Origin of the sequence: Gilliamella sp. Choc4-2 (genome assembly GCF_001690355.1) — a bacterium.
Lineage (GTDB): Bacteria > Pseudomonadota > Gammaproteobacteria > Enterobacterales > Orbaceae > Gilliamella > Gilliamella apicola_A.
The window spans coordinates 1-13,052 of the sequence record NZ_LZHG01000060.1 but is presented as its reverse complement, the minus strand read 5'-3'; the positions used below and the strand labels follow the sequence as shown (position 1 = coordinate 13,052).

At 37.2% G+C, this 13,052-nt stretch carries 9 protein-coding genes; all 9 read left to right on the top strand.

Annotation, left to right across the window (positions count from 1 at the left end; all coding sequences use genetic code 11):
• The first annotated feature begins 4 nt into the window (after nucleotides 1-4).
• Nucleotides 5-3,343: an ImcF-related family protein gene (locus tag A9G34_RS07740; protein WP_065569377.1), complete on the top strand. Its 3,339-nt coding sequence runs from the start codon at nucleotides 5-7 to the stop codon at nucleotides 3,341-3,343.
• Between the two features lie 33 nt (nucleotides 3,344-3,376).
• Nucleotides 3,377-4,990 carry a type VI secretion system protein TssA gene (gene tssA, locus A9G34_RS07735; RefSeq protein ID WP_065569376.1) on the top strand — a complete coding sequence of 538 codons (1,614 nt, stop codon included), beginning with the start codon at nucleotides 3,377-3,379 and terminating at the stop codon, nucleotides 4,988-4,990.
• Between the two features lie 49 nt (nucleotides 4,991-5,039).
• A complete protein-coding gene (gene tssF, locus A9G34_RS07730; RefSeq protein WP_065569375.1) occupies nucleotides 5,040-6,803 on the top strand; it encodes a type VI secretion system baseplate subunit TssF in 1,764 nt (587 codons plus the stop codon).
• Entirely contained in the window at nucleotides 6,767-7,816 is a 1,050-nt protein-coding gene (tssG, locus tag A9G34_RS07725; protein WP_065569374.1) for a type VI secretion system baseplate subunit TssG, read from the top strand. The genes tssF and tssG overlap by 37 nt, the downstream gene beginning before the upstream one ends.
• A gap of 17 nt (nucleotides 7,817-7,833) precedes the next feature.
• Nucleotides 7,834-8,349, top strand: a complete 516-nt coding sequence (tssJ, locus tag A9G34_RS07720; RefSeq protein WP_051825029.1) for a type VI secretion system lipoprotein TssJ — start codon at nucleotides 7,834-7,836, stop codon at nucleotides 8,347-8,349.
• Between the two features lie 2 nt (nucleotides 8,350-8,351).
• Complete coding sequence (gene tssE, locus A9G34_RS07715) at nucleotides 8,352-8,777, top strand: type VI secretion system baseplate subunit TssE (RefSeq protein ID WP_034943643.1); 426 nt, start codon at nucleotides 8,352-8,354, stop codon at nucleotides 8,775-8,777.
• Between the two features lie 103 nt (nucleotides 8,778-8,880).
• The gene (locus tag A9G34_RS07710; protein WP_051825027.1) at nucleotides 8,881-11,346 is read left to right on the top strand and encodes a type VI secretion system Vgr family protein; all 2,466 of its coding nucleotides are present in this window, start codon (nucleotides 8,881-8,883) and stop codon (nucleotides 11,344-11,346) included.
• Entirely contained in the window at nucleotides 11,343-12,245 is a 903-nt protein-coding gene (locus tag A9G34_RS07705) for a hypothetical protein (protein ID WP_065569373.1), read from the top strand. The genes A9G34_RS07710 and A9G34_RS07705 overlap by 4 nt, the downstream gene beginning before the upstream one ends.
• 23 nt (nucleotides 12,246-12,268) lie before the next feature.
• A partial coding sequence (locus A9G34_RS07700) for a toxin VasX (protein WP_141670381.1) occupies nucleotides 12,269-13,052 on the top strand: 784 nt, incomplete at its 3' end.

The window sequence follows — 13,052 nt, the reverse complement described above, 5'->3', positions numbered from 1 at the left end:
TGTAATGAGAAGTAAATGGAAGCAGTTTGGATTAATTTTCATTATCCTGATAGGAGCCGCATCATTAGCCATGGGTATATACCTTTTTGGCGACGAGTTAGGTTATAAGACATTAGGAAGAAAATTTGAGATATGGCTATATGGCATGTTATTTATAGTGGGTCTGATTATAGCTCCTTCCCTTATTTTAAGAAGTCGTATAGGCTGGGTAAGAGATAGAGTTAAACGTGAATCACTTAATCCTAAAGAAACAACTACTAGCCATAAAAAAATAAAAACATTTAATGAATTTTCAGAAATTCAAAAAGAATGTAAATACCGACGCGGTTTATTTTGGCGTTATAAAATTCGCAAATGCCTTGTATTAGGTACATCAACTGATGTTCAATCAGCATTTCCTCGTTTACAACAAGACAAATGGCAGCTAAACGATAAAACATTAATGATCTATGGCGGTGATGTTGAAGAAAAACTTAATACATCATGGTCAATCGCATTAAGAAAACACTTCTCACGTTGGTTACCATTCTCTCGTAAACCGTTAGATGCAATCATATGGGTTGTAAATAAAGATTATCTTGTCAACTCTCGACAACAACAATTAATTATTGAGAAGGCAATATTACAATCCCAATCGCGAGATAAACTATTAAAATGGTCTGCACCTCTCTACTTAGTTGCTGCCCAAGAAAATACATGGTCACAAGCAGGGAGAACTGAACAAAGTGTTGGTCTTTTCTTCTCTAGTTTAACACCAGAATCAATGGAATCAGTGGTATTCTCACTCAATAAACTATCGGAAGAATGCAGTAAGCGTGGAGTACAGCAAATAAAAGAAAACGTTTTATATACATTCTTACTTAAATTAAGTCAAAAGCTAGTTAAAGGCGATATAGAAAATATTAGGCGTTACCTAAATGCATTGATCTCATTGCCATATTCTCCGCGTATTCGTGGACTATTTTTCATACCTCATCAAGAGTTACCAACCGATGAAGAAGAACAATTCTTTGATAACTACCTTACAATGACACCAACATGGGAGTCAATCAGTGATGATGCAACGCAGCTAACTGGTAAACGTATTGGTCTTCAATGGGGAATGGTTTCTGGGTGTGCTCTTATCGGAGCTATTTTGATGTTTGGCGCAGGCTTAATCACATCCTATGTTAAAAATGCATCATTAATTAATGAAAGTATTGAGTTGGCTACACAAGCTGATAATTCTGTTAAACAAGATTATACAGCAAGATTACAGATACAATATCAATTACAACAACGCATTGAACAGCTCCTGTATCGCAAACAACATGGCGTACCGTTATTTTATGGTTTTGGATTAAATCATAATGATCCACTGTTAAATAAATTATTGCTTAGCTATAGAACAACTAACTCACGCAATATTGCTACACCATTTCATAATTTATTGACAGATTATTTAACTTTATTAACTGAATTACCACCAGATAACCCTGAGCGAGCTAAACTTGTTGATTCTGCATATGATGTATTAAAAGCATATTTAATGATGAGCCAATCAGATAAAAGTGATGGCAAATATTTAAGCCAATTTGCTTCGCAAAGATGGCGAACACCTGAAGGTGTTAACGACGGTGATTGGCAGCGACTAATGCCTGATTTGGTTCGTTTTTGGGGACAAATGCTTAAAACGCATTCTGACTGGACGCTAAGCGAAGATAAACTATTGGTTAAAAATTCACGAAGAGTATTAATCAATAAAATAGGTGTTCAAAATGCGGTTAATAGACTGTACCAAGAAATAATTCAACGTGCTAGTCAACAGTATTCAAATCTAAGTTTATATGAATTACTGCCTGGGATAGACAGTCATATACTCTTCTTTAATGATGTTGAAGTGCCGGGTATCTACACTCGAAAAGCATGGGAAAACACCATAAAAGATGAAATTGAAGATGCGGCTAAAACACGTAGAGATCAAATTGACTGGGTATTAGGCGAAGGTGGTAAAAATAGCCTAACAAGAGCAATTTCGCCTGAAGTATTGAAAAAAGAACTTACTGAACGTTATTTTAATGAATTTGGTGCAGCTTGGTTATATTTTTTAAATACTATACAGTGGCAACAAACTGAAAATATTTCAGACTCTATTGAACAATTAACATTACTTGCTGATAGCCGGCATTCCCCACTCATCGCTTTGATTAATATTGTCAAATATGAATCAGAAACTGAGTTCTCAAAAGATGGCATATCTGATAATTTAATGCGTACTGCGCAAGAAATTATGGGTAAAAAATCATCAAGAAGCATGCTAAAAGAGAATGAAGGATCAGGACCTTTAACTGCTACATTTGCCCCTTTAATTAATTTACTTAAAAATGATAATAACAGTGGGCTTTCATTACAGAGTTATTTATCACGTGTTACACAAGTGCGCTTAAAATTACAAAATGTAACAAATAGCCCTGATCCTCAAGCCATGATGCAAGTGCTAGCTAAAAGTGTTTTTAAAGGCACGTCCGTTGACCTAACAGAAACACGAGATTACGGAAACTTAATTGCAGCTAACCTTGGAGATGAATGGGCTGGATTTGGTTATAGTTTGTTTAAACAACCACTTGAACAATCGTGGCAAGTTGTACTTTCTCCTGCAACAAACAGTTTCAATGAAGTTTGGCAAAATTACATTGTGAACCAATGGGAAAAATCCTTTGCAGGACGCTATCCATTCAAAAATAGTGAAAATGAAGCATCTTTAGCGGAGCTTGCTCGATTCCTACGTTCTGACACAGGAATTATTGATAACTTCATTATTAACGAACTAAGTGGTGTTCTAGAGAAAAAAGGTGGAAGATGGATTGTCAATACTGTCAATGCCCAAGGTTTAAACTTCTCACCAGAGTTTCTTGAAACATTAAATTTATTTAATGATATTTCATCCGAATTGATTACATCGGGCGATATCGGATTATCATTTGATTTAATGCCACGAAGTGGGGACAAAATAGCTCGCACAGAATTAGTTATCAACAAACAAAAATTGGAATATTTTAACCAAGCACCAACATGGCAACGATTTAACTGGCCAGGCGATGGTTACTCACCGTATTCACAACTTAGCTGGAGCAGTGATGAAACTGGCTTACAACTTTATGAATACTTTAATGGAGATTGGGCTTGGGTACGACTTCTTGAAACAGCGTCAGTTAAACCATTAGACTCATCACGTTATGAGATAGTATGGAAGACACCTGATGACAATAAATTAAGATTCATTCTACGAACACAGTTAGGTGGTGGACCATTAACACTGTTGAAATTACGCAACTTTAATTTACCACAAACGGTATTTGAATAGAGATTAATAAAAATCAAATAATGGAAAATTGTTATGTTTAGCCAACTGTTAAGTCGTATCTTTGGCACGCAAGATACCAGTGAATCAGCAAAAGAACAGCTAAATCAAAAATGGACTGATTGGTTACAACCAATCAGTCCAGACAAACCTTCGGGTGAAGATTTAACTTATTATGATACTTTTCAAGAAATAAAAGATGAAATCAATAAGCTTTCAGGCATTGATTACCCAATGATTGTTACTGAAAGCGAAAACATGATAAAACAAAGTAGTAAAGACATCCGTGTTGCTACTTATTATTGTCTTGCTCGATTATACGTTGACGGTGCAGATGGCTATGCAGATGGGATAGAACTACTTGGTGGCTTACTTAACACATTTGGATCATCGATCTATCCCTCTCGACATAACATTCGTAAAAATGCGATCGAATGGTTAGCTAATGCTAGGTTTATCGACCAACTTACCTTAGTGCAGCCAATTTCTGAAGAAAATTTAAGTCGTATTATTATTGCATTAAATGAAATAGATCAAAGTTGTAAAAAATTATTTGTAGGTGAAACGCCAGAACAAACGGTTGAACCACCAGATTTATCAGCACTTTTTCATTTTTTTAATAACAACCTAAAGCAACAAGCTGCAAATACATCAACTGAAGAAGCAGCAAAACAGGCAACAACAGAAACGGCATCAGCTGTTGAATCGCCGATAAAAATTGCTGATGTAAAAATTAGCTCTCAACGTGATCTTCTTGATCAAGCTCGCAAAATGGCTGCTTTCCTGCGTGAAAAACCAGAAGGGTATTTACCAGCAGGGCGATTTTTACGAATACTTAGATGGGATACCATAATTGACTTACCGCCAGTTGATCAGAGAGGTAGAACACGCTTACCAGCACCAAGGGCTGAACTTAAACAAAATATTAATCGATTGATCCTACAACAACAATGGGCGGAATTATTTGAACGTGTTGAAGCTGCCTTTATGGAAGGGGCAAATCACTTCTGGTTAGATTTACAACGAGCAACGATCTTATCGCTTCAAAAATTGGGTGAGCCTCATCAATCTTGGGCAGATATTTTTTTGGCTGACATCGGATTAATGTTAGAACGACTCAATGGTATTGAGCGCCTTTGTTTTGATAATGGAATGCCATTTGCTGACGATGAAACCTTAAATTGGATAGCGACAAACGCGCGTATACACCATTTAGATGAAGATGACAGCATTGGTCCAGTTTCAATATCGGGCGAAAACGATTGGGTAGAAATTGAAAAACAAGCCCAAGAATTAGCGCGTAGCGAAAATTTAGAAAAATCATTTCAATGGTTACAAAACTTACCATCTGTACGCTCACCGAAGCAACGATATTTACTTCAATATACACAAGCTCGAATTGCTGAACAGCTTGGTAAACAAGATATTGCACTAAAATTACTAATTGGATTGAATAATCAACAAGAAACATTGACATTAATTCAATGGGAGCCCGAATTAATCTTTGATGTAAAACGTTTTCTACTGAGATTAATGAAACAAAAAAGCCAATTAAAAGACGGCATAAAAGTCAATCTGCCAGAACAAATAGATCTGTTACAACATGAATTAATGCAGCTTGATCCTGCTCGTGCATTAAATGCGATGTAACATTATTTATAACTAAAAGACAAAAATATAATCAGTTAAGAGAAAAACAATGGATGATTTAATTCTACGCTATTACGAATCAGAAATGCGTTATTTGCGAGAAGCTGGAAAAGAGTTCGCTAAAATACACCCAGACAGAGCAAGTTTATTAAACTTAGATCGTGTAGGTGATCGCGATCCTTACGTAGAACGATTATTTGAAGGTTTTGCTTTTTTAACCGGGCGGTTACGTCAGAAAATTGACGATGATATACCCGAACTAACTGAAAGTTTGGTGACATTACTTTGGCCACATTACCTGCGTTTAATTCCTTCCATGTCGATAGTTGAATTAACGCCTGATTATTCCATATTATCGCGCCAAGAAGTGATTCCAAAAGGATTACAAGTACAGACTGAGCCCTTAGGGCATGTTGGAACTAAATGCCCATTTAGAACAACACAATCAGTCACATTACAACCAATAAAAATAAATCGAGCAAAACTTGAATTAAGTCATGACGGCCGAAGTGTAATATCAATACGTTTAAGCTTTAGTGAGCTAGCTGACTTTGAACAGATCGACCTGTCTTGTTTACGGCTTTATCTCAATGCTGATGCTCCAATAGCTTCTACATTACATCATGCTTTAACTCAACAAGTAGCGGCTATGCATCTACGCTACTCAACTAATACCGAAGAAAAATTTAGCTTCGACGGTAAAATAACACCAGTAGGATTTGCTGATGAGGATCGCTTATGGTTAAAGCCAGATAATGCTTTCTCTGGCTATCAACTGCTATTAGAATATTTTGCATTTCGTGAAAAATTCATGTTTGTTGATCTGCATGGTTTAAACATAAAAAATGTACCAGAATCTTGTACCTATATTGACATTGAATTAACACTTAGTGAAACTTGGCCAAGCGATATGCCATTGGCTTATGACAATATCCGTTTACATTGTGTTCCAGTCATTAACCTATTTGATATGGAAGCCGATCCTATTGTAGTAAATCAATTAGAAAGCGAATACCTACTTCGCCCATTATTAAGACAAGACGGACATGTCGAAGTTTACTCAGTTGAACATGTAGAAGCTATTACAAAAGAAGGACGATATCGTTATGTTCCTTTTACTAGTTTTAAACATCGTGGTGGTATGTTACGACATGACTCACCAGAACGCTATTATCACACGCGCGTTCGTAAAGGCGCATCGGGGCTGCATGACACATGGCTAATTCTTGGTGGAAAAATCTGGGATAAAGATGAACACTTTGAAAATGAAACGTTATCTTTACGAGTAACAGGTACCAATGGCATGTTACCGCGAAAAGCGTTACGTAATGCTCGAATTCACGAACTTGCTGATTCTCATAGTAGCATTGCCAAAGTACGCAACTTATGTTCGCCGACAATGCCATGTTACCCACCAACAGAAGACCGTTTTTATTGGCGAGTACTATCACACCTAGCGCCGAACTACCTATCGCTAATGAATGCCGAAGTGTTACGTGGAACACTTGCTTTATACGACTGGACAGAAAATGAAATTAATCGCCGACGTTTAGAAGGAATTATTGAAGTCTCACATCGAATAATAAAACGAACAGAAAACGGCATGTTACAACGTGGAATTGAAATTGAAGTTACACTAAACAGTTATCAATTCACAGGTGAAAGTGACATGATGCTATTTGGCGAATTACTACAGCAATTTTTTGCCTTGTATGCCGATGTTAATCTATTTACACAACTGGTTATCATTAGTTTACCAACAGGAAAGAAAATAGTATGGAATCAGAGCAAAGTATCGAAAACAGCCCTTTAATGCAAATGATTGAAAAAGAACTGCCAAAAATAAACTTTTATCGTTTTTGTCAGTTACTTGAACAATTATATGCATCAGAACCTATATTGGGTAAAAACGAATCACCTGCTGCCGACCCATTGCGTTTTGCACCTTCGGTGGACATGTCTTTTCCAGCTAGTGAGCTCAAATATATTGAACGGACGCCTTATTTAAATCGTCCTGCGACAGTCAGAACCCGATTTCTTGGATTATATGGGGTTGATGCCGTATTACCGTTAAGATTACTTAACAACATTATACGCCGTGAAGATAATTACCAAGTGATGACAGATTTTTTGGATATGTTCAATCACCGGATCATCACGCAGTTTTATCGTATATGGTTAAAGTATCACTACCCTTCGAGTTTTACCAGCGGCGGGCGTGATCCTGTTTCCCAATGTTTATTGGGCTTAATAGGTTTAGGAATTAAAGGCACAGGTGACCAAATAGGCACTCCATTATCCCGTTTTTTGGCATTATTAGGATTAATGTCTCAAAAAACACGCACTGCTGAAGGGGTCGCTGGATTAATTCGGGTGATGGTGGATGACGCCAAAGTAGATGTCACTGAATTTTATCCAATTTGGCACACTATAGACACGCCGGTCAAATTAGGGGGAAAAGGGCAACAGCGAATGGGATTAAATGGTGCTAGAGCATTAGGATCGCGTTTTAAAGAATGCAACCAAACTATCCATATTGCTATCACTCCTCAATATGAAGAGCAGATAGCAGAGTTACTGCCGGATGGTCAATTATTTCAAGATATATTAGCTTTATTACGAGTTTATTTAGGCTATCAAGTTGATGCCAAACTAACACTTAAAATCAAGAAAAACTTTTTGCCAAGTAGCAGGCTAACCTCGAAGAATTGTCGATTAGGACTGACAGCCTCATTTAGCAAAGCAAACACCAATAATGAATCAATTCAAGAAACCGTTGCTATAAACATAGGGCAATATTCGGGGATTGATTACAATGCACATTAAAAAGAAAAGGAATCAAAATGAAATTAATCAAATTATTAATTGCGAGTTTATCAATTGTATGGTTAACAGGATGTGGTATTGCACAAAGCGTAACTGAATCAGCATCGGATCTTAGTGATTCAGTATTTAAATGGAATATAAGAACACTGCATTTAGACCTCATAGCCAGATCAGAATTAAACATGGGGGATGACGGAAGATCTTCACCAGTTGTAATACGCATTTACCAATTGAAAAATAATAACAAATTTAATTCTGCAACTTACCAAGACCTAGTTACTCAAGATAGTGATGTATTAGGCGATTCATTGTTAGAAAGTAAAGAAGTCGTATTAAAACCTGATACCGCAATTTCAATTGATACACCATTAAACAAAAAAGCGAATGCCGTTGGGGTTATTGCACTTTTTAAAGAGCCAAACCTAAAAAATAACACATGGCGATTAGTGTTAAAGCGTGGTGACCTAAACATTACTTCAGCACGTGAAATTTCGGCAAAACAATACTCAATAAAATTAGAGGAAGAAGAGTAAAAATGAGTGCTTCGTTATACGACATGCTATACGGTTACTTTGAATCAGGCATACCGATCGATGACGTAGCCGAAAATGAACAAACCATTATCAGTGTCATGGATAACATTGAACGAATTTTAAATAGTCGTGCAGGGGCAATTCATCACCTGCCAGACTATGGATTACCAGACATGTCCACCGTTTTTCAAGCGCTACCTTCATCGGCTTATGTCTTAATGAGAGCGATTGAACGGACACTGCTGATGTATGAGCCAAGATTAGCTTCAATTGATATCAACATAGATGAAAAAAGCAATGACGCAATGGTATTAGGTTATGAATTGGTCTGTTATTTTAAAGAAGGTGGACTTGTAAAATATGGGACATATTTCATGTCGGATGGCAAAGCACGGTTAAAATACAGCCGAAAAACAGCGCGTCACTAACGTGAAAAAATAAATTTAAGATGAACGTTATCTAAGTAAAACGAATACATTAGATATCGAATCAAGGTAGCAAGATGAAATAAGGAATGAAAAGGAGATAAAATTGAAAAAAGATTTAAGTAAAATTATGAACCAAGTAGGTAATAATTTAATCAATGGACAATCAGACACTGTTAGCCATAACCGATATACCTTAATGATTGATGGGATTACATCACCAATCTCTACTTTAAACGTTAGTGGTGAAGAAACGTTAAACCAATTGTGGCGTTACACCATTACCTTTACCAGTACCAATAAAGTTTTATCAACAGAGTCTTTTTTAAATAAAGACGCATCATTTTCGTTTAATCCAACAGGTAAAAATATATTAAGTTCAGCAATTCGTTCCTTAAGTGATTTGCGAATGGGTAGCGATTCACGCAAAATTTATGGCATCATCACTGAATTTAGTCAATTATCTGTAAATAAAGACGAGGCACATTACCAAGTCGTATTATCGCCACGAATAGCTAGACTAACGCTAAATCGTAAAAGCGCCATATTTCAAAACCAGAGTGTTATTGGCGTTGTTGAAGAGGTGTTAAGGAATTCTGGGCTTAGTGGAATAGATTACCGTTTAGAACTTAGGGAACAATACCCAATAAGAGAATTTATAACCCAATGGCAAGAAAGTGATCTTGAATTTATTCAAAGATTAATGGCTGATGTTGGCATTTGGTTTCGCTTTGAAAGCCATGCTGAGCATGATTGTGATGTTCTTGTCATCAGTGACTATGAACAGGGATTTGAGCAGGTTGCCAACATCGATTACAAATTGCCAAGTGGCACTCTTGACGGTGGAACTGAAAGTATTTGGGATATTAGCATGCACAGCCAAACCGTTGAATCAGCGGTTCAAGTACAAGATTATAACTATCGACAAGCAACGGCTAATTTACTCAGCACAGTAAATTCACAACCTGATGACAAAACCACTTATGGTACCAACTATCGTTACGCAGAACATTATAAAAGTTTAATTGGTAATAGTTCAAATCATCATAATAGCGGAAAAAATGGTGATGACGGCGATGATGAGAAAAGATCACAGCATGAATATCGCAGTAGCGATGCTCCGGAAGGTGGTAGCTGGTATGCCCGTATACGTCATGAGCGAGCAATCAGTAAGCAAATTATTATTAGTGGTAAAACCAACCGTTATAATCTAGCTCCTGGGCAACTGATTTGCATCAATGGCAACCCATTAGCCGGCATGAATGAAGGGATAATTATTTTAAGTGTAGCGGGAAAAGGCAGTCGCACCGATTCTTACGAACTGAGCTTTACCGCCATTCCTTTTAATGTATTAAAGCCGTACCGTCCAGAGCCTATAGCTTGGCCACAAGTCAGTGGAACATTACCAGCACGTGTAAGTAGCCCTGACAATGATACTTATGGCTATATCGATACCCAAGGACGATATCGTGTTAAATTTAATTTTGATTTAAAAAACTGGAAAAAAGGCAGTGAGAGTTTATGGATAAGACTTGCTAAACCTTATGCAGGTAGCACCTATGGTTTTCACTTTCCATTAATAGACGGCACAGAAGTAGCGATTGCTTTTACTGACGGCAATCCTGACAGACCTTATATTTCCCATGCCATGCACGACAGTGCCCACCCTGATCTTGTTACGGCAGCTAACAAACACCGCAATGTGATTCGCACCCCAGCGAATAATAAATTGCGCATGGATGACAAACGCGGTCAAGAGCACATCAAACTTGCCACTGAATACGGCAAAACCCAACTTAACATTGGGCATTTAGTGGATGAAAATAAAGAAAAACGGGGTGAAGGGATAGAGCTGCGTACTGATGAATGGGGAGCAATAAGAGCGGGCAAAGGTTTATACCTCACCAGTGAAGAGCAAACCCAAGCAGGTGGCATGCAATTACAAATGGACAATGCTGTTAAAGAGCTAACTCAGGCCTGCGAAATGGTCAAAAGACTAAATGCTCTTGCCGAAGCGGCAGAAGCCGAACTTGCCGACTTACAAACTCAAAAACAACTGCTTGAACAAAGTTTAGAAGAGTTAAAACAACCTGGCATACTCAGTTACGCAGCCGCGGGTATGGCCAATGTTACGCCAAGCTCAATACAACATACTGCGGGTGAAAACCTGATTCAGACAGCACAAAACAATGTTGATGTCAGTGCCTTCAAACGCTTCATGGTAACAGCTGGCGATATGATAAGTCTCTTTGCCAATAAAATGGGCATAAAAATCTTTGCTTCAAAAGGAAATGTAGACATACAAGCTCAAAATGACGAAATGCGATTAAGTTCAAGACAAGACATGAAAATCACCAGCACCGAAAGTGAAGTCATCATATCGGCGAATAAAAAACTCACCTTAGCTTGTGATGGCGTAGCTATTATCATTGAAAATGGAGGGGTAAAAATACTCGCACCGGGGGATGTCAATGTAAAAGCAGCAAGTTTGGGCGTACTTAGTGCATCAAATTACGACGCACCAAAAGTCGAATTGCCAGAAGGTAGTGATTGCTCGGAGGCAATGGAGTGATAACCTTACAAAACCAGTTAAATAGTGAAGAAAACAAAAAGCATTATCGCTACCTATTAATTGATATGCTAGGGACAACAAGTGAATTAAGCAAACTTTACGCACAACGATTAAAACAGCTTTTACCTAAAAAAGATATTGCGGTGGTTAAACGACCATCGTTATCGCATCAATTATTTACATGCCCTCATCTAGTCTGTATTGGTCAGCCTGATCAAAATGTCAATACAGAACTATTATTATCTTCTATTATTCAGGTTAATGAGGATTTTTTAGCAGCCAAACCTTATGTGTGCGGATGGCTTGTTGCACCACAAAGCATTGATGAAATAGCTCAAAGAATAGTCAAAATAGGTTTAATGCTAGGGGAGCTTTGCAACATGTCATTTGCTCCTTTCTACGAACCATTTAGAATGCAGCTATTACAAGATAGTCATCCAACCACACCTGATTGGATAAATGTTTTTCTTCCGGATAATTTAACTTATTACTATATAGATATACAACAAAAATTAAGGACAATTAAACCGGCTAAAAACAAACAACTACTACCGTCGAGTTTGCCGCCCAAAATTACTTTTTGCCAAAAAGAATCCGTTAATTTGTTCAGGCTTTATGTCAACTGGTACGACATAAAAGAAGAAATAGACGATGAAGTTAGTGAAAAAGACTTAATGGCATTAGTGGAACATTACTATACCGCTGTCAATACATTTAGCCTAACAGACATAAAAGACAGAACGGTATATACCTACTACTCAATGCAGTATGGTGAATTGCTAAAAGATGAAGAAATTGTCACTGTTATTAATGATGTAGCAGTACATTCGCCAGGTACTTTGTCTGAACGATTTTTAGCCATACACACTCACTTTCAAATGTTATTAAATAAAAAATAAATAATGAACAATAAGGAAATAAAATGGATGCAAACAATACAAAGATTAACAATACTAACTCAGAATTTAACGACAACGATCTTCAAGCCAATAACGAGCCACCAGTTGTAACCCCTGAGCTGATTAATGAAGCCAAGGAAAACATGGTATTGAACAATGGTAAATGTGGTGCATGCCAAAAAAAGGGCTTTCCTCTTTTTTTAGTTAGAAAAAGTGTGGTACCTAAAAACTTTAAAGGGATTGAATGGGACAAAGGCATGTTATCCCTAACAGACCGAGAGCCAGAAGAAGCGCTAACCCATTTTAAATATGCTTATCGAACCTTAAGAGAAGGTTATGTCTATCTATTATTACAAAAAAATAAATCGGTAAAAGAATGGCAAGGTACTAACCTAGACCTGTTAAAAGTGAGTGTATTTGAAGTGACCAATTCAGGTGCTTTTCGCTTAAGAGAGTTTAGAAACGTCAAAGGTTCACGCCCCAAAGCGCTACCAACATCGTGTATTGAAGAAGGGCATCAATTTAAAGCGAAATTTATCACAATAGACAATAAAATTTATGACAAAGCGTGGGTAGCCTACAGTTCTTACCGTTGGGATAAAAAAACGGTTGAATATTATCGTCAAAACGAAGACAAACGCAAACAGCGTTTTACTGAAATTGATTTAACCCAAACCAAACCAGAAGAGATGGCGGCATCTCAAAAACGCAGTTTTTCATTTAACGACTTTATGCATACAGGCACACAAGAACGTTACTTGCTTGAACTTGAATGCAGCGATAAAGAAGTACTTGACTATTTTGATA

Bases quoted from the DNA above. Each gene is read 5' to 3' on its own strand.
- tssF (WP_065569375.1), top strand. From the start codon at position 5,040: ATGGATGATTTAATTCTACGCTATTACGAATCAGAAATGCGTTATTTG.
- tssG (WP_065569374.1), top strand. From the start codon at position 6,767: ATGGAATCAGAGCAAAGTATCGAAAACAGCCCTTTAATGCAAATGATT.
- tssA (WP_065569376.1), top strand. From the start codon at position 3,377: ATGTTTAGCCAACTGTTAAGTCGTATCTTTGGCACGCAAGATACCAGT.
- tssE (WP_034943643.1), top strand. From the start codon at position 8,352: ATGAGTGCTTCGTTATACGACATGCTATACGGTTACTTTGAATCAGGC.
- A9G34_RS07740 (WP_065569377.1), top strand. From the start codon at position 5: ATGAGAAGTAAATGGAAGCAGTTTGGATTAATTTTCATTATCCTGATA.
- tssJ (WP_051825029.1), top strand. From the start codon at position 7,834: ATGAAATTAATCAAATTATTAATTGCGAGTTTATCAATTGTATGGTTA.